Raw genomic sequence first — 23946 nt, forward strand, 5'->3', positions numbered from 1 at the left:
CCACGGTCATTTCAGCAAGGGCAACACCTTGTTTACGCTAACCCGAGAAAGCCCGCCCTGGAGCGATGTCGAGCCGCAGCAGGGCTCTGTATTTAAGGGCGAATTTAGCTGTTGGGACGCAGGGTGACCCCACGAGACCTGGACTCATTCAGGCGGACCGCAGTTGCGGTCGCACCCTGGATGCTCGGCATCCGCCACTGCTGGCGTCGTGATAGTGAGTAATGTGTATGCGTAGCTTATTCTCTTTCGGCGCAAGCAAAGAGATGCCTATGGCCGCAGCCGGGAACGGTCATCGGCCCGAAGTACTGCGCCGCGAGACGCTCGCCAACAATTCCCGCCTGTTGATTCTGCTGAGTGCGCTGGGCATGCCCTTCGCAATCTATCTGCTGGTAACCGGCAGCGTGGTTCCCTTCGTCGTCACCGCTCTCGCCCTGAGCGTCGGCATGGTGACCATGTCGTTGCACCAGCGCAAACTGTTCGATCTGGCGGCCGCCGGGCAGGTCTATGCGATGCTGGTCATCGGTTGCCTGCTGACCCTAGTCGATACCCGACTGGGCGATGCCGGCCTCGCCATTGCGGTGATGGGGCCGATCCTCGCGGCACTGGTGGGACGCACGCCGTTGCGGCGCCAGAGTTGGGTGATGCTGGTGGGTGTCATTGCGCTCGCCGGGCTTGCGAGCATGCTGTCGCTGCCGGCGGTATCAATTGCGGAATCCGTGCTGATGGCGACCAACGTGGCAGTATTCTGCGCCGCCACGGCTATCGTGCTGCAGACCGCCAATCGCATCAACGCAGCCTACGAAGTCTATGACAAGTCGCAGATGGCCGCTTATCGGCACCTGATCGAGCACGTGCAGGACGGGGTGATCCGTTTCTCCAGCGAGGGCGACATTCTGCTGGCCTCGCGCTCGTCCGAGCAGTTGTTCGGCTGCCGTCGCTATGAGCTATCGACCAGCACCTTGAGCGATCGCATCCATGTGCTCGACCGGCCTGCCTACCTCAAGGCCTTCGCCGAGGCTAACCAGGGCGGCCGCACCCGGACTTTCGAAGTGCGGATGCGCCAGGACGATGCACGCGGCGCCCGCAATGTGCCCCGCTTCATCTGGGTCGAAATCAGCCTGTCGCCGGTGGTGGATCCCGACCGGGTCGAGCATCACCATGAAGTCGTGGCCCTGTTCCACGATGTCACTAGCCGCAAGGACAATGAAATAGCCATGGTTGAGGCGCGGCGCATTGCCGAAGAAGCCTCTGCCGCCAAGTCGCGCTTCCTTGCGACCATCGGCCATGAGCTGCGCACGCCGCTCAATGCGGTCGTCGGCTTCTCCGAAATGATGACCAGCGGCATAGGCGGCGAACTGTCCGAAACGCATCGCGAATATGCCGGACTGATCCACCAGAGCGGAAAGCATCTGATCGAAGTGGTTCGCATGCTGCTCGACATGTCCAAGATCGAGGCCGGCAAATTCGAACTGCAGGCCGAGCCCTTTCTTGTCCAAGATATGATCGCACCCTGCTTGAGCATGGTCGAGGCGATGGCGGACAAGCATAACATCACGCTCAGCGCCGATATCGCCGGGCAGCTGCCGATGCTGGTCGCCGACGAGCGCGCATGCCGCCAGATCCTGATCAACCTGCTTTCCAATGCCATCAAGTTTAGCCACCCGAATGGCAAGGTGACGGTCAGCCTCAAGCGGCAGGGCCAAAGCCTTAATCTCTCGGTCAGCGACAATGGTGTCGGCATGGCGCCCGAATCGCTGGAGCGAATTGGTGAGGCCTTCTTCCAGGTGCAGGACGGCTTGTCCCGCCGCTACGAGGGAACCGGCCTAGGCTTGTCTATCGTCAAAGGCCTCGTGGACCTGCATAAGGGTACCCTGAGGGCCATGTCCGAGATTGGAGCGGGGACAACCGTGACAGTTTTGCTGCCCATAAACGGTCCGGCAATAAAGACCGAAGAAACTGGCTCCGTAACGCCCTTCCGCAAAGAGCCGACAGCTGCTCAGATACACCCATGGCAAGACGAAAAAAGAAAAGCGCAATGACGGTAACCACCTTCTCGCGCCTGCCTCTATTGGCGGGCAGTGCTGTCGCGGCCACGCTGGGCCGTGCCGGACTTTGGACTGTGTCGCGCTACATGCGCGCTCCGCTGGCATCGACCGGCCTGTTGGCCATGGTCACGCTGACCGCCCTCGCGGCCAGCAATGCCCTTTATTTCCAGACCGCGCGCCACCCGGCGCCGTTCTTTTCGCCGGCGCTCGATGTGCCGATCGCCCAGCCATTTGTCGCTCCGGTTGGGCAGCCCGCATCGGTCGAGCGGACCGCTGTGCTGCCGGAGGTGTCCGATGACACGACGGGCAGCGTTGCCACACTGCCGCAGGTCGCCCCGGCATCCGCCGTAGTTTCGGGCGGTCCGGTGGGTAACAAAGACGCCTTTGCCGTACAGAAACGGCTGAGCGAACTCGGCCTGTTCAATGGCGCGGTGGATGGCTTCTACGGCCCGATGACCGCTTCGGCGATTCGCTCTTTCGAGACGCGCAATGGTATGACGCCGACCGGCGCGCTGACGCCGGGAGTAATCGAGGCGATCCTCAAATCGGATGCCGCTGGCAGGGTCCCCGTGGCGCAGCAGGTAGAGCCAGTACCACCCGCCCCGGTGCAGCGAGCGGTGGCGCCAGTGCCAGAGGCCGATGTCGTCGTTACGCGCGTTGCCGAGCTGTCTCCGGTCGACCAGGCTGTGGACACCATCGGCAATGCCGCTGCCACCACGATTGATTCGATCGTTGCCGCCGTCGATGGCGGCCGCTCCATGCCTGAGCCTACGGCCAACGCGCCAGTGCCGCAGCGACCCTTACTCGCTTCGCTGGCTCCGGTCGAACCGGCCCCAATCCAGGTTGCCTCGCTTGAACCAATGGCGGCGCCGCGTCCTGTAGCGGCTGAGCCTGCGCCGCAGCAGTCGGTGGCCGATACGAACGTCTTGCCGGCCAACAATGTCCAACTGGTCGGTAACATCCAGAAGGGTCTGGCCAGCCTCGGCTTTTATCATGGATCGATCGACGGGCATCCGGGCGATTCTACTGCCCGCGCCATCCGGGAATTCGAGAATTTCCACAGCTACAAGGTCACCGGTCAAGTGAACCCGGACCTCGTCGAGCTGCTCCGCCAAGCCGGCGCTTCGATCTAGGTGTCCAGGCTCCGCAGCGATCTGTGGTGCGGCGTGTTTGTTCGGCGCCACAATGATCTCGGCGAGATGTGCGTCGTGTCGCGACGTGGCGATCCCATTGCCGGACAGGTCTTCATCGAAGTCGACCACCTAGACGGCACGCGCTCGCTATACACGCCCGCCCCATCGACCAGCGACCGGGACGATGCCCGGCTGGTGTTTCAATGCAGATTCAAACGGGTAGAGCCGGCCAAGGTAACTGAGCGCATCGCCCGCGAGGTCGAGTTCGATCCCGATCTATGGGTGATCAGCATCGACCTGCGCGGCGACGATCTTGGGATCGATTTGACTTAGCTAAATGGGCACGCGGTCACCACAACCGCTTTTTCGCTCGGGCTTGACCCGAGGGCCACTCTCCATACGGCGCAAGCGATGAACGGCCCTCGGATCAAGTCCGAGGGAGGAGAGGTGGGTGGACGCGATTTGGGTGCCCGGCCTCGTGGTTCGACAAGCTCACCAGGAGGTCTCCAAGCCTAACCAGCGCGGCGGGCGCCGATGCGGGCGAGGGCTTCGATGGCCTGGTCGACCACTGGATTATGGGCCGGTGCCAGTTGCGACGGGGTGCGGCGGCTGGTTTCGGTGAAGGGCTTGTATTCGGGCTTGTTGAGCTCGAGCAGGTTCACTTCGCCGCGCCATGCGCTCATCAGGTAGGCCATGGATTCCGGCGTGACATTGCCGAACATCGTGGCGAAATCGGCCAGTGCGCGGGAGCGGTCATTGTCGTGGCTGGTGGCGTGGATCAAAACCTTTAGCCCGTCATAGGCGGTGCAGCCGAAGGCGCGCAGGATGACGAACAGCGAGGCGCCGGTTACGTCATGGGCAATCTGGCCGCAGCGCACTTCATCCAGCCCGGTGATCTGGCTGAGCAGGCGCGTGACTTCCGGACGACGGTTTTCCGAGAACAGCTTCATCAGCGCCTTGGTCAGTTCCTGATTGGCGACAGAGAGCTGCTCGATGGTCTTGCGGATCGGTGCGGGCGGTGTCGCGCGCTGCATGAACGAGCGGATGACCTTGATGCGATGATCGTCCGACAGGTCGAAGAAGGCGGGGGCCAGCAGCGCTGCGTCGAAATCACTGCGCTGGGCCAGGGCCTCGGCAACCATGTGGTCCATCTGAGCCGAACGGGCCAGCGCGCTCAGGTAAGCGCCGCGCGGCACGATGGCGATGTTGGAGGCAAGGGCGCGGTAAACCTTGCGCGAATTCATCTGGAACAGCTTGGCCAGGACCACATTGGAAAGGTCCGGGCGGGCCGCGATAGTGGCGGCCGCCGGCACGTCATAGCGGGCGATAATTTCGAGCATGGTAGGCTCGGACAGCTCCTTGGCGGATGCCAGGAAGCTGATGAGGTCTTCGCCGATATTGTCGATCACCAGCTGCTCCAGTGCTGAAGACAACATCTCGGCGCGTCCCAAAATAGCGGCGCCCTTGGCCTTGGCCTGACTGCCGGCGATGGGGAACAGGCGCCCGGCTAGGGCTTCAAACTGTTCCATTTCGGGAGGCGTTGGCCTGCCACGACGGGCATAAGCGTCGCAGGCAGCGATCAGCAAGGTGTTCGTACGGTCGACGCCACCCGTCTCGATGAGCAGTTGAAACGTCTCGTAGGGCTGAAAACCAAGCATTTTTCGGGGACCGTCACTTCGGAATCGCATCACATTTGATGCAAGCCCACTCTTGCCGCCAATTCGTTAGCAGACTGTTAACCTTGACGTTCTCTTAATGGCCCCATGAGCAGTGAGTTGCGAGGGGTGTCGCATCAACTGATTGTAACGCGAAACGCTGCTGCCGATGGGACCGGCCGAGCGAGCCATTTGGAGGACAGCTTGGGAAAGCTCGTCAAATTCGATCAGCGGCCGCGCGCCGTCAAAGCCGGTGCATCACCAATGCCCGGCAAGGCCCAGATCTTGATTTTCACTGGGGTACGTTATGAACGTGGGACATTACAGCAGCCCATTTCGGGGCTTGATCCTACGCGGCCCAAGCGCAAGCGTGGATAGATTATTTCGCCTGACGACGGCGCTGGCTTTGGCCGCGTTGCTGGTTGCTTGTTCACCCGTCGCGAGGCCGGTGGGGGATTTCGGCCGCGCGGCGCCCAGCTGGACCCATGACGCGGCCATGCCGGCGGCCGGCAATGCCGCTTCCAGCCTGCGTGGGGAGCCTGTCTCCAATTTCAACAAGACCGACCAGGAAGAGGAGATGCATGATCGCGTCTGGCGCTTCCTTGTTGCGGCGCATGCCAAGGACTGGGTGTTCGACAGCTCGGTGGAACTGCAGCGCACGCGGATCATCCCCCCCAACAAGGACCAGCACTACACGGTCGAACGCTACTATGCCTGGCTCAAGCGCACCGAGTACCAGTCCTCGCGCACGCGCTATTCTGCGGTGGGCCGCCATATCGCGGCTGACATCGACACGCTGCCCACGACCTTTGCCGCGATCTGCGCGGTGATCGAGGTCGACCGGCAGCGGGCCGTGGCCTACTCCGGGTTGAGCAACGGATTGCCGCCGGCCATGGGCGACAATATGCGGGCCCGCAAATATGAGAACGACGCCTTCATCGCCTGGTTTGTCCGCGCCCTGAACTACCGCAATGACAGTTATGACTTCGCACTCGACAACCTGCTGGTGGAAACCCCGCATGAGCAATCGCTGGCGGTGGACGAGGCGCTGCGGCGTCTGTCGGCTTTCGTGGCGCGCGCCAATCGGTATGATTTCTGTGGCAATGGCACGGCTCACCTGACCGGCGGCGGTGTCGTCATACCGTCACGCTACCAACGTAGTGGCGATCAGGAGGTCGTGCTGCCCAAATAGAGCTTTAACACGCGCCGCAACAAGACCGAGCGGAGGGCAGGGTGAACGACATCGAGGTTCAGAAAAGCGGCAGTGCGGGCGAGGTGTTCCTCGCCTTCCTCAAGCTCGGGCTGACCTCGTTTGGCGGACCGATCGCGCACCTCGGCTATTTCCACGACGAAATCGTGACGCGCCGACGCTGGATCGGCGAAAGCGCCTATGGCGACCTGGTGGCACTGTGCCAGTTTTTGCCCGGGCCGGCTTCGAGCCAGGTTGGATTTGCGCTGGGCCTGTGGCGTGCCGGGCCGCTTGGCGCACTTGCCGCCTGGGCCGGATTTACCCTGCCTTCGGCGATCTTTCTCGTGCTGTTTGCGCTTGGCGCTGGCGCACTCGATGGGCCGGTGGCGCAGGGCGTGTTGCAGGGGCTCAAGATCGTGGCGGTTGCCGTAGTGGCCCAGGCGGTCTGGGGCATGGCGAGGAGCCTGACGCCGGACCTGCAACGCGCGGGCATCGCACTGGTGGCTATTGTCGTGGTAATCGCGTTGGCTGGATCGGCGGGGCAGGTGGTCGCCATCGTTTTCGGTGGTCTGGCAGGAGTGGTGCTGTGCCGCGGGCCGGCTATTCCGGTGACGCATGTGATGCGTTTTCCGGTCTCGCCGCTAGCCGGGGCGATTTGCCTGCTGGTGTTTGGCGTCTTGCTGGTCGGCCTGCCATTGCTGGCCACTGTCGGCGGGCAGGAAATCGTGCTTTTCGACGCTTTCTATCGCGCCGGCGCCCTGGTGTTTGGCGGCGGCCATGTGGTGTTGCCGTTGCTCGATGCCGAGACCGTGGCGACTGGTTGGGTCAGCAAGGACAGCTTTCTCGCGGGCTATGGCGCGACACAGGCCATGCCGGGGCCGCTGTTCACCTTCGCTGCCTATCTCGGCACTGTCAGCAATGGCATTGCCGGGGCAGTCATAGCGCTGGTGGCGATCTTCCTGCCCGGGCTGCTATTGCTCGTGGGCACACTGCCCTTCTGGGACGGACTGCGTGGCAAGCCCATGGCTCAAGCTGCAATGCGCGGCGCCAATGCTGCCGTGGTCGGTATTCTGGCGGCCGCCCTCTATGACCCGGTCTGGACCAACGCCATTCTAGGACCGATTGATATCGCACTGGCCGTGGCAGGCTTTGTCGCACTGGTATTGTGGAAGGTGCCGCCCTGGATTGTAGTGTTCGCGCTGGCGCTCGGCGGTGGCGCCCTAGGCTTGATGCGGTAACATACCGCCCTGTCGGGAAAGTGGGCGCGTGGTGAATATTTGCGCCGCGCAGCAGCATGACAAGCGCTGGCCGCCGGGTTAGTCTGTGTCGGGACCGCATCGGATTGCCATGAGCCACGATTTCCAAACCGACATCGACGCCGTGGCCCGTATCGACGCGGTCAACACGATCCTCAACGTGATTTGCCAGACCACCGGCATGGGCTTCGCCGCCGTGGCGCGAGTCACGGAGGACCGCTGGATTGTCTGCCAGGTGCTGGACAAGATCGACTTCGGCCTGGCACCCGGCGGCGAACTTGAGTTGGTGAGCACCATCTGCAACGATATCCGCGATAGCGGAAAGGCCGTGGTGATCGACCATGTGGCGGAGGATGAGGCTTTCCGCACGCACCGTTCGCCGCTGCAATACGGCTTTCAGTCCTATATTTCGATGCCTATCGTGCGGCAGGACGGCTCGTTGTTCGGCACGCTTTGCGCCATCGATCCAAACCCGGCCAAGCTGAACAATCCGGTCACAATCGGCATGTTCGAGATGTTTGCGCAGCTCATTTCGGCACAACTGGACTCGGTGGACAACGTTTCGTTGGCCCGGGCCGGCCTGGCCAGCGAACGCCAGATGGCCGAATTGCGCGAGCAGTTCATCGGCGTACTGGGACACGACCTGCGCAATCCGCTGGCTGCCATTGGCTCAGGCACCAACATGTTGCTTAAGACCCCGCTCGACGACAAGGCGACGCGCATCGTCACCCTGATGCAAGGCGCCGTCGTGCGCATGGAATCGCTGATCAGCAATGTAATGGACTTCGCCAGCGGCCACCTGGGCAGTGGTATCGAGCTCGCCAAGGTGCGCGGCGATATGCGGCCGGCGCTGCTGCAGGTGATCGAAGAACTGCGCCTCGCCAATCCCGACCGCGAAATCCTGGCGCGGATCGATTGCGAAACGCCGGTGCATGCAGATCCTGTTCGGGTGGCGCAGCTATTTTCCAACCTCCTGGCAAATGCGCTGACCCACGGCGCGCCGGAGCTGCCAGTCGAAGTCGAGGCTAGCGCCAATGGCGGCAGTTTCCTGCTGTCGATCGTCAACGGCGGCGAGGCAATTCCCGCCCATTTGCATGCCGAGCTGTTTCAGCCCTTTTCACGCCCCTCGGGCAGCGCTGGCCGGTCCGGTCTGGGGCTTGGTCTCTACATTGCCAGCCAGATCGCCGAGGCGCATGGCGGGACCATCGCGGTCAGTTCCACCGCGGATGAGACCCGCTTCACCTTCAGCATGCCGACCGGCTAGGGCCGCGTACCGCAGGTCACATTGGCCAACGACCGTTCGAACCGCCCCCGTACCACGTCATGAGGCGGGGCCAGGCGCACCAGGACGAGCAGCTTGTCGCTGGTGGATTCGACGACCAGCAGGCCTTCTGCGACATCGAGCTGCTGCTGCGCCAGCAGGCGCGTTTGGCTGGCGTTGAAAATGCCGAGATCCAGCACCTGACCGATGCCGTCGCGATTGGTGGTCGAGTAGGCGATAATGCCGGACTGGTTGAACAAGGCCACTGACCAGAATGCATCGGGCAGGGTGCCTTTGACATAGGCCGGACCCTGGCTGAGATCGACGCGGCAGAGGCCATAGACCAGCTCGGGATCGAGACCGAGTGGATTGGCCTCGCCTGCCTTTACCGGGGGCAGGATCGCCATGCGATTGTCGGTATCGATCTCGGCCACGCGGGTCCAGACCGACTGCTCGGCCAAAGCCGGCAGCATCAGAATGACGAAAATGTGGATGATGCCGCCGAGCACGGCGCCGGCAACCAGCCAAAGTAGGGGCCGGATCATGCGCAGTCTCCGCGCAGGATCACCGGCATGGATTCGTCGCTTGAGAAGCCTGAAAACACGGCGGTGTCGTAGAGGCTGAGCACGAGTTTGAATGAGCCTTCGCCGGTCAATTCGAGCCAGTTGCCCGGCATCAGCCGCGTGCCGATATTGATCTGGATGTCGCCCTCGTTGGTGCGCACGATATTGGCGCTGTGCATGGCGGGCGCCACGTCGGGGGCAGCGATGTTGACGCCTGCGTCGTCGAGCGCAACCAGCGTCCAGAACGTGGCGAGCGGCGTCTTGCCCTGCACACTATAGCTGCAATCGCGGCTAAGCGCCTGCCCGTCGCTGTCGCTGGTGGCGGTGAACTGCAGGCCCTCAGCCTGGCCAAGTTCGAAGGCGGCAGTACGGGCCAGATGGCCGCGTGTGTAGGGATTGGGGGCGCTTGCGCCGACATCGGGCCAGGCGTGCCATGGGCCAACCTGCGCCACGCCGAATAGCCGCCCGTCGGTCAGGGCGTAATAGCTCAAGCCGAAGCCCACAACCAAGGCCACGGCGATCATCATCAAAAGGTAGAAGACGAAGCGCACTGGTCAGTGGCTCTGGCAGGCGATGAGTGACATGGGCGGCGAAACCTGCGCGCGAAATGGCTGCCCAAGCCTATAGCAAGGGGGGCAAGTGTTCGGAAGGGCGAAGGTGCCGCTCCGGCTAAACGAGATCGTCGATGGTGACGCGCAATGCCTCGGCGAGCTTGCGCATGGTTTCGATGGAGCCATTGCTGCGCTTGGCTTCGATGTCGGCGATCTGGACACGATTGACGCCCGCGGCGATAGCAAGGGACGACTGCGTCATGCCCCGGAAGTCGCGATAGACCCGAAGCGGGCTCTCGCCATCGATCATGCGATTGACAAATTCGGACGGGATGAGTTCCTCTCGCCCAGAAGCCAGGTCCGCTTTGATGCGATTGTAGGCCGCGATGTCCGCCAAATCCTCGGCAGCCTCGCGCAGGCGCTCATATTCTTCGCGCGGTATCGTCACCATCTCGTTCATTACTGGCCTCCTTCAACATGGGCTCTGCCTCTGGGGGCGACTTTCAGAACCTCGAGGACGGCACCGTCTTCGATGATAACGCGCCAATCCCCGATACGAAGCCTAATCCAACTGCTGCCATGCAAGGCCATGACATTGTTCGCCTGTGATGCAGGAACGGAAGCATATTCGACTATCTTGCCGCGTATGAGCGCAGCCGTAGTCGTCGGCATTCTGCTCAATGCCCGTGCCGCTGCCTTCGTGTAGGTGATCTGCTTCACAGCAGGCATATGTAGTTTAAAGCTACGATGTAGTCAACAACTACAGCCCCTGCGTCGTCGCCGCGGTCACACTCGCCTGATTGCGCGGCGCTGCAGACGCCCCGATCGTGGCGGCAAGCCTGTCGGCGAGGTCGACGAGTTTGCGGGCGGCGCCGGGGGTTAGGCTTGGGGGCCGCTGCACGATCTCTTCTTCAACGGCAGGATCGGTTTCGGCGACTATGGCGGGCTCGATAGCGAAATCGACGCCGAACACCGGCTGGATTTCGACACCGGTATGGGCATAGGCCATGAATTTCTGCCAGGCGATGGCGGGCAGGGTGCCGCCTGTCAGATTGTTGGTCGGGTGATAATCATCGTTGCCGAACCACACCGCGGCGACGTAGTTGCCGGTGAAACCGCAGAACCACGCGTCGCGATAGGATGACGTGGTCCCCGACTTGCCGACCACCGGGACGCCCGGCACATCGGCCCGGCGTCCCGTTCCGCCGGTGACCACGCCACGCAGCATGGAATTCATGTTGGCAACTGTTGTGTCACTGAGAATGCGTTCGCGCGGGGCATCGGGATCGAGATCAAAGACATTCTCGCCGCTGAGCGTGGTCATGCGGGTAATTCCATACGCTGGGGTCTTGAGGCCGTGGTTGGCCAGCACGGCGTAGGACGAGGTCATGTCCAGCACCGAAACCGAGGCGACGCCCAACGCCAGCGAACGGGTGACCGGGTAATCGGCCTGCAAGCCCATGCGATGGCTGAGGGCGGCAATGGTGTCGCGGCCAGTCTTGATCGACAGCGTCACCGGCACGGTATTGAGCGATTGCGCGAAAGCGCTAGCCAGCGTCACCGAGCCCTTGTAGCTGCGGCCGTAGTTCTGCGGGCACCAGTCGCCAATACAGACCGGACGGTCGGTAATCATGTCGGACGGCGTCAGGCCGAGCTGCTCGAAGGCTTCGGAATAGACGAAAATCTTGTAGGCCGATCCGGGCTGTCGGGTGGAGACAATGGCGCGGTTGAACTGGCTTTTGCCGTAATCAGTGCCGCCGACCATGGCGCGGATGGCGCCGACCGTATCGGTAACCACCATGGCGGCCTGGGTCACGTCGTATTGCTCACCCTGTTCGCGCACGGTCGAGACCACGGCCTCTTCGGCGAACTTCTGCAGGGTGGTATCGATCGTGGTGCGGACCACAAAATTGTTGGTGGTGTGCAGGCTGGATTCGATCAGCGTCTTTGACTGCTCGAAGGCCCAATCGAGGAAGTAGTTCGGCGAATTGGCATCGGCAGCACGGCTGACCGGAGTGGCCGGATGACGGCGCGCAGCGGTGACCTGGCCCTCGGTGAGGAAGCCGGCCGCCACCATGTTGGACAGCACCACATTGGCGCGGCCGCGGGCGGCGGCAAGGTCGATATGCGGCGCCCAACGGCCCGGCGCCTTGTAAAGGCCCGACAGCATGGCGGCCTCGGCAAGGGAAACGTCCTGGATGCGCTTGCCGAAATAATAGTCGGCTGCGGCGACCACGCCGAAGTTGCCGCCGCCCATATAGGCGCGGTCGAGATAGAGCTTGAAGATATCGTCCTTGCTGTAGTGCCATTCGAGCCAGACCGACAGGAAGGCTTCGACGATCTTGCGCTCGATGGTGCGCTCGGAGGAAAGGAACAGTTGCTTGGCCAATTGCTGGGTAATGGAGGAGCCGCCGTGGAGGCTCGTCTCGCCCTGCGCATTGGTCAGCAATGCGCGCAAAGTGCCCAGTACGTCGATGCCGAAATGCTCGTAGAAGCGCCGGTCCTCGGTGGCGAGTGTCGCCTTGAGCAGGTAGTCGGGCATATCGGCCAGAGGCACGGAATCATCGGAGCGAATGCCGCGCCGGCCGATCTCTGTGCCGAAGCGGTCGTGGAACACCACGGAATAATCTTCGGCCTTGTTGAACTCCCCCGATGCGGTGACGTCGAAGGCCGGCATAGCCAGGGCCACCAGCAAAACGCAGCCGAGGGCGAGGAAAGAAAATCCGTCGCTGACCACTTCTACCACGACCCGCTTGAAGCCGGCGACGTGGAAGATCGACATGAAATCCTGGAAGCGCGTATAGCCGCTGCCGAGCGATTGCCAAAATTCGTAGAGCGAGGAATCGAGCCACGCATCGGCCGCCAGCATGCCGCCGGATTTTTTGCGTTTCTCTTTGGTATAGAACGGATCCTGCACCAGATATCCCCGGGTAAGCTTCACGGACTGTTGTGCGTACGCGGCGGCGAAAGCAACACAATCGCTGGAATATGATTGCGCTCTGCTCGCGACAAGGGCAAACCGGCAACAGAGCTAGCAGACCTCAGGTTAAGATGGCCTTTTGGGACGAGAAATCCCTGGACGAAATGACCGACGCGGAGTGGGAAGCCCTCTGCGACGGCTGTGGTCGCTGCTGCCTGATCAAGCTCGAAGACGAGGACAGCGGCACCCTCATCACCTCCGACGTCCGCTGCCAGTTGCTGGATGGCGATACCTGCGCTTGTACCGATTATCCGGGGCGGCAGGCCAAGGTGCCGGATTGCATCAAGCTGACGCCGCAGAATGTGGGTGAAATCAAGTGGATACCGGTCACCTGCGCTTATCGCCGGCTAGCCGAAGGCAAGGGCCTGGCATGGTGGCACCCGCTGATTTCAGGCGACCCGCAGACGGTTATTGACGTTGGCGTATCGGCGCGCGGACGCACCTTTGCCGAACTCGATATCGCCCCCGATAAATGGGAAGAACACGCCGTAGACTGGCCCGAATGGGAGCCGCCTGAACAACTCTAAGTGAATTTACCATCTGTTAACCATCTCATGGCCAGATCACGACGTGTGCGAGCCTAGGATGGGCGACGATCATGACGACGACGGCGGTAACTTCCAAACAACCAGTCGATGCTTTCTGGACGCGGGTACGGACAGCGCTGAATGCGATGCGTCCGGTGCGGCAGCCAGCCTACGGACAGGCGGCGATGGCACGCTCGATTGGCATGAAGCCCAAGCTCGGTGCGCTGATCGAAGAAGAGCTGGTGGCGGGTTGGGGCCGGGCCGCTGAAAAGCATGTGTCCCTCAGCCTGCTGGTCATTGAGATCGACCGGGCCACCGAATATTTTACCGCCTATGACAAGCCCGAGACCGATGACGGCGTGCTGACCGTGATGCGCGCCATCACCGATGCGCTGCCGCGCGTTGGTGATAGTTGCCTGCGCCTGGGGCGCGGTGGCTTTGTCGTGGTGCTGCCGGACCTGCCGGTGCTGATGGCTCGGTCGCTGGCAATCAAGATTACCGATGCAGTGCGTCGCCAGAACCTGGCGCACAAGGAAAGCCATGCCGGCATCGTTACCGTCAGCCTCGGCCTGGCCGTGACCAATCCGCGTGGGAGCTATGACCGCAAGTTCTTCGAAGCTGGCGCCGAGGCGCTGAAAAAGGCCCAGCGCAAAGGTATCGGCTATCTGCAGGCCGTCGACCTGCGGCCGGCACTGGAGCGCAAGCGGGCCAAGCACAAGGTTGCCAAGGCCGCCTGAGTCGCCATTCGGGCATAGCCCTCAAGCCGAGAAGACCACCTTCGAAGTTGCCAGCCTGAGCCCGATTCCCTATGAGGGCCGTCCCCTCGCGCGCCTGAAGCGCAAACCCATGATGGACGGCATGCCATGACCCTCGTTTGCGGCCTCGACTTCGGCACGTCCAATTCCACCATTGCCCGGCTTGATTCGAGCGGCGTGCCGCACCTGCTCAAGCTCGAGGCGGGGCGCGAAACCATTCCCAGCGTGATCTTTTTCAGCTTCGAGGACGACAGCGTACATTTCGGCCGCCAGGCCGTGGCCGAATATGTCACCGGCGCCGACGGGCGGCTGATGCGCTCGCTCAAGAGCGTGCTGGGTACCTCGCTGATGAGTGACACCACCCGGGTCAAGGCCAGGAGCTATGGCTTCATCGAAATCCTCGGCATTTTCATTGCCGAACTGAAGCGTCGCGCCGAGTCAGAACTTGGCGGCGCGCTGGATAGCGTGGTCTGCGGCCGGCCGGTGCATTTCGTCGATGACGACGCGGTGGCCGATGCGGCGGCGCAGGAGCAACTGGCCGGAGCGGTGCGCGCGCAGGGTTTTCGGCATGTGGACTTCCAGTTTGAGCCGATTGCGGCGGCGCTGGATTATGAGCGGCAGGTTTCGGATGAACGGCTGGCGCTGATCGTCGATCTGGGCGGCGGTACCTCTGACTTTTCGGTGGTGCGGGTTTCGCCGGAGCGGGCGAAGTTAGTAGATCGCGGTGGCGATATCCTGGCGACAGCGGGCGTGCATATCGGCGGCACCGACTTCGACCGACTGCTGTCGATGGCCAAGGTGATGCCGCAACTCGGGCTGGGCAGCATGACCAAGGATGGCAAGCGGCACCTGCCGGTGGCGCCATATCATGACCTGTCGACCTGGCATCGCATCAACCGGCTCTACAACGCCCAGACCCTGCGCGACCTGCGCGGCACCCGCCGCGAAGCACAAGCGCCCGAGCGGGTCGAGATGATGATGGAATTGATCGAGGACCGACTAGGCCATCGGCTGGTCGGCGCAGTAGAAGCCGCCAAAATTGCATTGTCCGATGCCGACGCGACGGAATTCAGCTTCGAGGTGCGCGACCGCAAGATCGAAGCCACCATGAGCATCGCCGATTTCACCACAGCCCTGCGCCACTCGGTGACGCGGATCGAAGACACCATCGCCGAAACCCTGAAGCGGGCAGGGGTGACGACCGCAAATATCGACAGCCTGATCCTGACCGGCGGGTCCACCCAGGTCCCAGCCATCGCCGACCGCCTGCGGGCATTGTTTCCAGACGCGGAGCTGGTGCGCACGGACGTGCTGGGGAGTGTGGGGCTGGGACTTGCGCTGGACGCGAAACGCAAGTTTGGGTGAGCAGTGGCGGGTCGGACGTTCCGATCAATCGCGCCATTCTGATTTTCAGCATGAAACCGCGACGGCGGGACAGTCGGCAATGGTCATGGCTGGTGCAGACAGAATGCAAGTGTTGGCATTTGTGACCTATGGCAGGCCGTATAGCACGTTGGCTAGGTCCTGGTACGACTAGCAAAGCTTTGGCTGCCTTGCGTTTTTATAGCATGGAATTTCCACATAAGTCGAAGCTAAGGTTCTTCCATGTGGAGTGATTTCAAGAAAATGAAGTTATAGCTTTCTTTTTGAAGTTGGACTACAAAAAGTTAGATCGTAGCTACATTTTAGGTGCGGTGTTCCCGTGAATTGGGAGAGATAAAGCCATAGCAACAAATTTATATAGTGCGGATGTCCTATTCAAGGGCAAGCTGGCCGGCATCCTCGAACAGACGGTGACGGGCGGGACGCGTTTTACCTATGGAGACGGCTGGACAGGAGACATTGCCTGCTGCTTTCCGGCCACCCAGCGCGAGCACAACTGGGCAAATGGGCTGCACCCCTTTTTCCAGCATTTGGGGCCGGAAGGCTGGCTGCGCGAGAAGCAGGCCCGAGGCGCCCATATCCAGGATGAGCAGAACGACTTCGCGTTGCTTTTGGCTTACGGCGAAGATTGCATCGGGGCCGTCGGCATTCGCGCGTCCGAAGAAGCGGACATTCCTAAAGTCGAGGAGGGGGCTCCGACGCCGGGAAAGACGCTGTCCGGCGTACAGAAAAAGCTGCTGGTCGTAAAAGACGGCGATGGTTTCGTCGCTGCGGGCAGAGATGGCCCCGCCCCCTATATTGCGAAATTTAATTCGGAGGCGAGGGAGGGCTTGGTTCGCAACGAGTTTCTTTCGCTTCAGTGGGCAGCAAAAATTCTCGGCAAGAACGAGGTAACGCAGTTCAAGACTGGTCATTTTGGCGAAGAGATCGCGTTGATCGTCAGCCGGTTCGACCGGACCGAGAAAGGCGAAAAGCTGCGCCTCGAGGACTTCGCGCAAGTGCTGGTGAAACCGAGGGGCGTCAACTATGACGGCAAATACGGAAGCAGCTACGAAGAGGTCGCCCGCGTCATCCGGGAGCATTCCGCCCGCCCTGTCATCGATCTCGATAAGCTGTTTCGGCGGCTTGTCGTGTTTGCGGCGCTCGCGAACTGCGATGCACACCTCAAGAATTTTTCGCTTCTGGAAACACCGGAAGGCCTTCGGCTATCGCCGGTGTACGACGTGCTGAATACGGCCATCTACGATGATCTCGACAGGAATTTCGGTCTTTCGATTCTTGGCAGAAGCCGCAACCTCGAAGAGCTGAACGGAACGCTGTTCCGGAAGTTCGGCGCTGAGATCGGCCTGCATGAGCGGGCCGTGGAACTTGCGCTTGGCGACCTGAAGAAGCAAATCGGCAAGAACCCCATCAATGCGCCATCTGGCGAACCACCGAATGGCTTCGTTAGCCGCTTCGAGGAAGTCGTGAGGAACCAATGTCTTCGTCTCTTCGAGGAGTAAATCTCCTCAACTGGCAAAAGCTCATCGATGAAACGATCGAGCGCCGCAAGGAAAGCGGAATGACTAAGCGCGAACACACCGCGCTTGCCGGCGTGAGTGCGCCGACCATGACGGCCTTCGAGCGCGGCGAGACGACGCTTAGCCTGACGAAAGCTTTCGACATTTTGCGTGTCGTCGGACTGATGGACGAACCTGCCGCCGCCGGCGCGCAGGAGCGGTTTCTCCGCGAATCCATTCAACGTTGGCAGAGCCTCATCAAAGACCTTGCAGCCAACAGCCCGGCCCGTTTTCCTGACGGTTATTACCGTGCCGACTACTGCTTCACCGGTGATCTGAAGACGCCGACAGCGCGAGAGTTCGAGGACATGCTGAGGGAAGTGTCTTACACAAAATACACTGGCTGGCCGGTCTTCATGTTCATGACGCGGGAAGAAACCCGCCCTAGCGAAGTCGACGGCGCCATTGAAACCTGGCTCCCGCCGAGCGAGATAGCGGAGCGCAGCTTCGACGATGCCGCTCACTGCGATTTTTGGCGCGGTGTCCCCTCCGGTCGAATGTTTCTGATCCGCGGCTATAAGGAAGACGGTCAGGAAACCTTTCCCGCAGGAACCGTATTTGATGCCACCTTGCCCATCTGGCGTCTTGGCGAAATCCTCATGCATGCGAGCAACCTGGCGCAACTGCTGGCCAAGAGGGATCCATTCCCGCTGACCGTGAAAATGCGCGTACTCTACACCGGACTTCGAGGGCGCCAACTGAAGAGCTGGGCCAATCCTCTGGCAGGGCTGATTATGGAAGGCAGGCCGTCTCGCAGTGACGAAGTCCTGCTTGAAACCGAGGTATCGGTTGAGGATATCAAAGAGGACTTAGCTGCGGTTGTTACGCCCCTCGTGTCGCAACTCTTCGAGCGGTTCGACGCCGAAAGCGTGTCCTATGACTTCGTAAAAAGCGAAGTTTTAAAGCTCACCAAGGCTCGGTTTTAGACGTCTGGTTTTCGAGGGTCGGGACGTTCTGTCTCGACTTCGAAGTTGTGCGGACGCCCACGATGCGCCATTCGAAATCGGGAGGGAACAGGGCCCCGCTCACAAGAGCGGGACCCGTAAGTCGCTTACTTCAGGTCGTCTGCCGACATGTAGCCGGAGTCGACCACAAGTTCCTTGTAGTTGTTCGCATCGACTTCATACGGAGTCAGCAGGATCGACGGCACAACCTTGACGCCATTGTTATAGGTCGTGGTGTCGAGGCCTTCCGGCGTACCGCCGGTGAGAACGGTGTCCACGAGGCCAGCAGTGACGCGCGCCAGTTCGCGGGTGTCCTTGTAGACGGTAGAATACTGCTCGCCGGCGATGATCGCCTTTACCGACGGGATTTCAGCGTCCTGGCCCGAGATGATCGGGTAAGCCAGGTCGCCCGAGCCGTAGCCGATGCCCTTGAGCGAGGAGATGATGCCGCGTGCGACGCCATCGTTGGGGGAAAGCACGGCGTCAACGCGCGAACCGTCCGAGTAGCTGGCCGACAGCAGGTTGTCCATGCGGGCCTGGGCGGTAGCGCCGTCCCACTTCAGGGTGCCGACCTTGTCCATGCCGGTCTGGCCGGACTTCACCACCAGCACGCCGGAATCGATCAGCGGCTGCAGCACGCTGAGCGCCCCGTCATAGAAGAAGAAGGCATTGTTATCGTCTGGCGAACCGCCGAACAGCTCGATATTCCACGGACCCTGCTTTTCGGGATAACCGAGGCCCTTGAGGATGGAATTGGCCTGCAGCACGCCGACCTGGAAGTTATCGAAGGTCGTGTAGTAATCGACGTTGGCGGTGTCGCGGATCAGGCGGTCATAGGCGAACACCTTGACGCCGGCATCGGCCGCCTGCTGCAGAACGGCGCTGAGCGTGGTGCCGTCGAGGGCTGCGATCACGAGGGCCTTGGATCCCTTGGTGACCATGTTTTCAAGCTGTGACAGCTGGTTCGGAATGTCGTCGCCGGCATACTGCAGGTCGACGGTGTAACCGGCAGCTTCAAGTGCCTTCGTCAGCTCGGCGCCATCCGAATTCCAGCGCAGGGTGGTCTGCTCGGGCATCGAAATGCCGATGGTGCCCTTGTCCTGCGCAAAGCTGCTGACGGACGCGCCCAGCGCCAGAGCGCTGACGGCGATCACGGTGGCTAGCGATTTCATAAGTTTCATTATTTTACTCTCCCGTTCAGATTGATCTGGTGGAAGCGGACAAAACGTCGTGCTCAGCAGCAGCCCAAGTCGCACGAATGCGACAGGCGCCTGAATGAGCATTATGTAAATTATGTCCCCACGCGGCGAAGTTGCGCCAAGGCCCTCCCAAGCCAGACGACTAAAGTATGATATGGAATTGAAATACGCAAGATTGTTGACGTACGTACGTCGCAGACGGAAGGCGTATTGGTATGGTAGGTCGCGCCGGCCTCGTGTGAACCCGTTGATCCGCTATCCGGGGCGGACTGTTTTACAATGTTACGGCTGCCGCTCCGACCGCAAATCATGCAGCCTTTTCACCTGCGGGACGGATCAAACTTATGCACTTTATCCCCGCGTGACGGTGGCGGTGTATAGTTCAGGTATGGTCGGAAAAGTGGGTCAGGAAGCTCGGCGTAGAGCAGGCGGGCGGCGGTTGCGCTGTCCGCTCTGAGCTTGCGATTTATAGCTCGAAGCCAGGAAGAGGCCGGAGCGTTCGTGCCATTCGACCATAGGTCTCATGGCCTTCTCGTGCCCTGCGAAGCGGTTCGAAGTCAGTAAAGTGGGTCAGGATGCACGGCGCAGCACATGCGGGCTTCGGTTGCATTGTTTGGGTGGTTCGACGAGTTCGCATTCAAAGCGCCCGCGGATTGAATGGTTGAAGAAGCGGCCGCGGGATTCTGCATCGCGTAAAGCTTCGTAGAGAAACTCGGGCACATCGAAATATTTGTAGCGGCGGCCTTCGGGGGCGAACCAGATCGAGAGTTCCTCGCTGGCGGGCTTGTAATGGATATGGCGGATCGCGGCGGACATCGGGCCTCTCCCGGTTGGATTCCGCAAAGGCGAATCCGCGACGGATTCATCGGGTTCCGGGCTGCGGCGCCGGAGCGATTCACAAGTGAGTCATTGGCATGCAGCAAGAGGACGTTTCCGTCGCCGCGACGATCCAATGGGACCTGGTTCGCGAAGAGTACGAAGCACGCCGGTTTTTACCGGCTGTGATCTGCAAACGCTACGGCATCAGCGCAGCTCAATTGCGGTATCGCCGGCAAGTGGAAGGCTGGCTCAGTGCGCGTGCACGGGTCGTGCGACAGGACGATCTCGTGGCGCGCATGTTGAAGGTTTTGGACAAGCAAGTGAGGCGACTGGAAATGGCTGTAGATGAACCGATCGACAAGCAGGCAAACGTGCTGAGCATCCAGGTCAAGACGCTCGACAAGCTGATCGAGCTGGGAGCTGCCCAGCGGAACGTGGAACCTGCAAGCAAGCGGGACGTCACCGATCTTCGTAACAAGGTGGCGAAGCGAATTGAACAATTCCGCAATCGTTGATCGCTTTGCAGACCCCTCCAAAAAGACTGCAGAGGAACTCGAGGATTTCTACTTTAACTGGGACATATGGGCACTCGACAAGCAGCGCCCCCCGGAAGGTGACTGGACCACCTGGCTGCTGCTGGGTGGACGCGGTTCAGGAAAGACGCGCGCCGGGGCAGAATGGGTCCGCAGTCTTGCAGCACGACGAATTAGCCCGATCGCTTTGGTCGGCGAGACGATGACCGAAGCCATCGCCATAATGGTGCGCGGCGAGAGCGGTATTCTCAATGTGCATCGGGACGACGAGCGACCGGTGCTAAGGGGGCAAACTTTGCTTTGGCCGAATGGCGTAGAGGCGGCTGTAATGTCGGCCTCGGACCCCGACCGGTTTCGGGGCCCGCAGTTCGCGGCGGCGTGGTGCGATGAGGTGGCGAAGTGGCCACGTGGGGAAGATGCCTGGGATCAGTTGCAGTTCGGTCTGCGATTGGGGGACCATCCCCGGCAATTGGCAACGACGACGCCCAGGCCGACGCGACTGATCAAGCGCCTGCTTACCGACCCGCATGCCGTGATGACCCGAATGGCGACGGCGGAAAACAGGGCGCAGCTAGCGCCAACGTTTCTCGATGCCGTAGTCGGCCGCTATCGCGGCTCAGTGCTGGGGCGGCAGGAACTGGATGGGGAATTGATCGAGGACTTGCCCGGGGCGCTGTGGCAGCGGGGGATCTTTCGGCGGTTCGAGGGCGGGGCGGTCAATCGGATCATCGTGGCGGTCGATCCGCCAGTGACGGGGACGGCGAAGTCGGATGCCTGTGGCATCGTGGTGGCCGGACGGGTTGGCGAGGGCGTGGTGGTGCTGGAAGATTGCACGATCAAGCCGGCGGCACCGCTGGCCTGGGCACGGCGGGCGGTGGCGGCGTTTCATAGCCACCAGGCCGATGCCATCGTGGTGGAGGTCAACCAGGGCGGCGACCTGGTGCGGTCGGTGATCACGCAGGTGGATGCATCGGTGCCGGTGCGCGAGGTACGCGCCAGCCGCGGCAAGTGGCTGCGGGCCGAGCCGGTGGCGGCGCTGTATGGGCGCGGATTGGTCAGCCATGTGGACGGGTTGACGGCGCTGGAGGACGAGATGTGTGCGTTCGGGACCGATGGGAAAAGCGATGGGCACTCGCCGGACCGGGTCGATGCGCTGGTCTGGGCGGTGACGGAACTGATGTTGAATGAGATGCGGCCGCGGGTTCGGGGGCTTTGATTTGGGTTGGCCAGGCCCGAATTGGCCCGGTGGAGCGATCTGGCGCGAATGGGCCTTGTGCGCTTTGCCTCAAAGCAGGCGAGGGGCGATAGCGCTGATATTTGGGCCAGCCGACCCCCTCACTGACCCTCCCCGCGAGGGGGAGGGTGTCGACTGATGAGCAGGTTCAGGCCAGACGTGCGCACTCCGCGCAGCGCGGCTTGCTGCCGGTGCCTTCGCGACGGTTTTCGGTTTCGATATTGTTGCCGGTGTTGCAGCTGGTGTTGTCGTGGTGGACCGACTGCTTGATCTAGTGCCACGGGGATTTCTTGGCCATTTTTGACGCCTGAATTTGGAGTTCTGGGGCGGCGACACTGGGCGATTCCGCCGGTTGCCGAAATCAGTAGGAGCCCGCTTGGGAGTTCACCCAGCGGGACAGGATAACGAGGACATCGCCATGCCGAACTGGATCAGCCGCCTGTTGGGTGGCGGAGCGAATGCGCCTGCAGAGAGCAAGGCGTTCAATGGGCAGACGCTGCTGACCCTGTCGCAACTGGGCGCGGCGAACTGGAGCAATCGGGGATTTGCCAGTCTGGTCAGCCAGGGGTTTGCGCGCAATCCCGTGGTGTACCGCTGCGTGCGGCTGATCGCCGAGACGGCAAACCGCGTGCCGCTGGTGGTCAGCGAACATGGCAAGCGGCTTGACGAGCATCCGCTGGCCAGCCTGCTGGCGCGGCCCAATGGGCGGCAGTCGGGCGGAGAAATGCTGGAAGCGGTCTATGCCTATCTGCAGACGGCGGGCAACGCCTACCTGCAGGCCGGCGTGGTCGACGGCGAGGTCAAGGGACTGTTTTGCCTGCGGCCGGATCGCATGAAGGTGGTGGCCGGGACTGACGGTTGGCCGGTTGGCTATGATTATACAGCGGGCGGGCGGACCATGCGGCTGCGGCAAGACGTGACGCCGGTGCCGAGCGTACTGCATATGGCGCTGTTTCATCCGATGGACGATCACTATGGCATGGCGCCGCTGGAGGCCGCGCAGATCAGCATGGATATCCACAATGCGGCCGGCGAGTGGAACAAGGCGCTGCTCGACAATGCAGCGCGACCGAGCGGAGCGCTGGTTTATTCGGCGGCCGGGCAGAACCTGACCCAGGATCAGTTCTAGCGGCTCAAGAGCGAGCTGGAGCAGAACTTCTCGGGCACTGCCAATGCCGGGCGGCCCATGCTGCTCGAAGGCGGGCTGGACTGGAAGACCATCGCGCTTAGTCCACGCGACATGGATTTCATCGAGGCGAAAAATGCCGCGGCGCGCGACATCGCGCTAGCCTTCGGAGTGCCGCCGATGCTGCTCGGCATACCGGGCGACAATACCTATGCCAACCTGGCCGAGGCCAATCCGGCGCTGTGGCGACAAACGCTGATCCCGCTGGTGGTGCGGGTGGCTGAGGAGCTGAGCAACTGGCTGTCGCCGGCGTTTGGTGGCGCGGTGGTCAAGCCGGATTTCGACGGCGTAGAAGCGCTGGCGGAGGACCGGGCGGCGCTGTGGGCACGGGTGGGTGGCGCGGAGTTTTTGAGCGACGCCGAGAAGCGGGCGATGCTGGGGGTTTAGGCGATGCCAAGGTTCATCTCTTCCGGACTATGGGGTTTTCTCGCGGCCGTTCGATTCGCCACGCTCGAGATCAAGTTGGACGTGCTGGTCAGCGCCCTCGAGCGGCGCTACCGTCAGGACCAACCACGAGCGCCAACAGGTATGCCGGAGGGCGGGCAGCGGGTCGAGGACCGCGTGCGGGTGGCGGTCGGGCCTCGTTGCGATGGATTCTCAAGTGGATGCCAACTGGGCGGGTCATTTGGGACCAGCGGAATGTATGAGATATCTGGCAAGAAGCTTTGTCGGGGGTGTGCTGTCAAATTCTTGGGAATTCAGGGTCTACCCTACCAGGAGCAACGGGAAACGCTGCGGGGCCTCGATCGGACAATTCTAAAGTGAGGATTTCGATGTCGACCCGAATGCAAGCCCTAAGTGTCGTGAAAGTCGACGATGTTATATTCGGACTTGGAGCAGGTGGGCAGGATAAGTTGCTGCTTGTTTACGAGGTGGACGACAATGGCTTCTCTGCCCGACACATTACTACGCAGATGACGTTCAAATTCGGCCGCGACGGCAAGACCTGGGGTAATGCAACAGACGGTTATGTTACCATCGTCTCCACGGCGAAGCTTACTCCGGACATGTATGAAGTCGCACTTGGACTGGACCGCAAATTTGCTGCGCGGCCGGAATATCCGGATGGTATTTTGACCAAAGCAGAAATTCAGCTCCTGCTTACGCACAAGAGATTCTTCGAAGCGCGCTTGTTGCCAGGACCGTAGCGTCGCTCAGCTGCGTAGCTAGATTA

The 23946-nt window shown here is 61.5% G+C and carries 21 protein-coding genes and 1 pseudogene; 15 read left to right on the forward strand and 7 right to left on the reverse strand.

Going from position 1 to position 23946, the window contains the following annotated elements; all coding sequences use genetic code 11:
- The first annotated feature begins 269 nt into the window (after window positions 1–269).
- From WH91_RS06900 to WH91_RS06910, 3 genes are read left to right on the forward strand one after another with little or no spacing between them, the layout of a single operon-like run.
- Window positions 270–2039 carry a PAS domain-containing sensor histidine kinase gene (locus tag WH91_RS06900; RefSeq protein ID WP_052952650.1) on the forward strand — a complete coding sequence of 590 codons (1770 nt, stop codon included), beginning with the start codon at window positions 270–272 and terminating at the stop codon, window positions 2037–2039.
- Complete coding sequence (locus WH91_RS06905; protein WP_046170265.1) at window positions 2036–3178, forward strand: peptidoglycan-binding domain-containing protein; 1143 nt, start codon at window positions 2036–2038, stop codon at window positions 3176–3178. The genes WH91_RS06900 and WH91_RS06905 overlap by 4 nt, the downstream gene beginning before the upstream one ends.
- On the forward strand, window positions 3179–3511 hold the full coding sequence (locus WH91_RS06910; protein ID WP_046170266.1) for a DUF1491 family protein: 333 nt from the start codon (window positions 3179–3181) through the stop codon (window positions 3509–3511).
- Between the two features lie 179 nt (window positions 3512–3690).
- Here the strand turns inward: WH91_RS06910 and WH91_RS06915 are convergent, their stop codons facing one another.
- Window positions 3691–4836 carry a DUF2336 domain-containing protein gene (locus WH91_RS06915; protein WP_046170267.1) on the reverse strand — a complete coding sequence of 382 codons (1146 nt, stop codon included), beginning with the start codon at window positions 4834–4836 and terminating at the stop codon, window positions 3691–3693.
- Window positions 4837–5203: 367 nt separating this feature from the next.
- Here WH91_RS06915 and WH91_RS06920 point away from each other — a divergent pair, with 367 nt between their 5' ends.
- The 3 genes from WH91_RS06920 (at window position 5204) to WH91_RS06930 (ending at window position 8542) form a co-directional block, all read left to right on the forward strand.
- On the forward strand, window positions 5204–6025 hold the full coding sequence (locus tag WH91_RS06920) for a hypothetical protein (RefSeq protein ID WP_143078074.1): 822 nt from the start codon (window positions 5204–5206) through the stop codon (window positions 6023–6025).
- Between the two features lie 41 nt (window positions 6026–6066).
- A complete protein-coding gene (chrA, locus tag WH91_RS06925) occupies window positions 6067–7260 on the forward strand; it encodes a chromate efflux transporter (protein ID WP_046170269.1) in 1194 nt (397 codons plus the stop codon).
- A 109-nt stretch (window positions 7261–7369) separates the two neighbouring features.
- Complete coding sequence (locus WH91_RS06930; protein WP_046170270.1) at window positions 7370–8542, forward strand: GAF domain-containing sensor histidine kinase; 1173 nt, start codon at window positions 7370–7372, stop codon at window positions 8540–8542.
- Here the strand turns inward: WH91_RS06930 and WH91_RS06935 are convergent.
- The 4 genes from WH91_RS06935 to WH91_RS06955 all read right to left on the reverse strand — a co-directional run bounded on the left by WH91_RS06935 (window position 8539) and on the right by WH91_RS06955 (window position 12594).
- Window positions 8539–9084: a DUF1254 domain-containing protein gene (locus WH91_RS06935; RefSeq protein ID WP_046170271.1), complete on the reverse strand. Its 546-nt coding sequence runs from the start codon at window positions 9082–9084 to the stop codon at window positions 8539–8541. The genes WH91_RS06930 and WH91_RS06935 overlap by 4 nt on opposite strands.
- Complete coding sequence (locus WH91_RS06940; RefSeq protein ID WP_046170272.1) at window positions 9081–9653, reverse strand: DUF1214 domain-containing protein; 573 nt, start codon at window positions 9651–9653, stop codon at window positions 9081–9083. Before WH91_RS06940 ends, WH91_RS06935 begins: the two co-directional genes overlap by 4 nt.
- A 118-nt stretch (window positions 9654–9771) precedes the next feature.
- Window positions 9772–10113, reverse strand: coding sequence for a helix-turn-helix transcriptional regulator (locus WH91_RS06945; protein WP_046170273.1), 342 nt, complete (start codon window positions 10111–10113; stop codon window positions 9772–9774).
- Window positions 10114–10413: 300 nt separating this feature from the next.
- Window positions 10414–12594 (reverse strand): transglycosylase domain-containing protein, encoded by a 2181-nt coding sequence (locus tag WH91_RS06955; protein WP_244542344.1) that lies wholly within the window; start codon window positions 12592–12594, stop codon window positions 10414–10416.
- A gap of 110 nt (window positions 12595–12704) precedes the next feature.
- On the opposite strand from WH91_RS06955, the gene WH91_RS06960 reads away from it, so the two are divergent.
- The 5 genes from WH91_RS06960 (at window position 12705) to WH91_RS06980 (ending at window position 17783) form a co-directional block, all read left to right on the forward strand.
- Window positions 12705–13160 carry a YcgN family cysteine cluster protein gene (locus WH91_RS06960; protein WP_046170275.1) on the forward strand — a complete coding sequence of 152 codons (456 nt, stop codon included), beginning with the start codon at window positions 12705–12707 and terminating at the stop codon, window positions 13158–13160.
- 71 nt (window positions 13161–13231) lie between these two features.
- Complete coding sequence (locus WH91_RS06965; RefSeq protein ID WP_046170276.1) at window positions 13232–13897, forward strand: diguanylate cyclase domain-containing protein; 666 nt, start codon at window positions 13232–13234, stop codon at window positions 13895–13897.
- Between the two features lie 126 nt (window positions 13898–14023).
- Window positions 14024–15280 (forward strand): Hsp70 family protein, encoded by a 1257-nt coding sequence (locus WH91_RS06970; RefSeq protein WP_046170277.1) that lies wholly within the window; start codon window positions 14024–14026, stop codon window positions 15278–15280.
- Window positions 15281–15708: 428 nt separating this feature from the next.
- On the forward strand, window positions 15709–16800 hold the full coding sequence (locus tag WH91_RS06975; RefSeq protein WP_244542342.1) for a type II toxin-antitoxin system HipA family toxin: 1092 nt from the start codon (window positions 15709–15711) through the stop codon (window positions 16798–16800).
- Entirely contained in the window at window positions 16776–17783 is a 1008-nt protein-coding gene (locus tag WH91_RS06980) for a helix-turn-helix transcriptional regulator (RefSeq protein WP_143078073.1), read from the forward strand. Before WH91_RS06975 ends, WH91_RS06980 begins: the two co-directional genes overlap by 25 nt.
- A gap of 125 nt (window positions 17784–17908) precedes the next feature.
- Here the strand turns inward: WH91_RS06980 and chvE are convergent, their stop codons facing one another.
- Window positions 17909–18973 carry a multiple monosaccharide ABC transporter substrate-binding protein gene (gene chvE, locus WH91_RS06985; protein ID WP_046170314.1) on the reverse strand — a complete coding sequence of 355 codons (1065 nt, stop codon included), beginning with the start codon at window positions 18971–18973 and terminating at the stop codon, window positions 17909–17911.
- A gap of 597 nt (window positions 18974–19570) precedes the next feature.
- A complete protein-coding gene (locus WH91_RS06990) occupies window positions 19571–19816 on the reverse strand; it encodes a KTSC domain-containing protein (RefSeq protein WP_046170279.1) in 246 nt (81 codons plus the stop codon).
- Window positions 19817–19914: 98 nt separating this feature from the next.
- On the opposite strand from WH91_RS06990, the gene WH91_RS06995 reads away from it, so the two are divergent.
- The 4 genes and pseudogenes from WH91_RS06995 to WH91_RS07015 all read left to right on the forward strand — a co-directional run bounded on the left by WH91_RS06995 (window position 19915) and on the right by WH91_RS07015 (window position 23920).
- Window positions 19915–20334, forward strand: coding sequence for a hypothetical protein (locus WH91_RS06995; RefSeq protein ID WP_046170280.1), 420 nt, complete (start codon window positions 19915–19917; stop codon window positions 20332–20334).
- Window positions 20312–21568 carry a DNA-packaging protein gene (locus WH91_RS07000; RefSeq protein ID WP_244542341.1) on the forward strand — a complete coding sequence of 419 codons (1257 nt, stop codon included), beginning with the start codon at window positions 20312–20314 and terminating at the stop codon, window positions 21566–21568. Before WH91_RS06995 ends, WH91_RS07000 begins: the two co-directional genes overlap by 23 nt.
- A gap of 436 nt (window positions 21569–22004) precedes the next feature.
- Window positions 22005–23159 (forward strand): annotated as a pseudogene (locus tag WH91_RS07005) (phage portal protein).
- Window positions 23160–23545: 386 nt separating this feature from the next.
- Entirely contained in the window at window positions 23546–23920 is a 375-nt protein-coding gene (locus WH91_RS07015; protein WP_046170282.1) for a hypothetical protein, read from the forward strand.
- Window positions 23921–23946: the final 26 nt, after the last annotated feature.

The organism is Devosia psychrophila, from assembly GCF_000971275.1.
Lineage (GTDB): Bacteria > Pseudomonadota > Alphaproteobacteria > Rhizobiales > Devosiaceae > Devosia > Devosia psychrophila.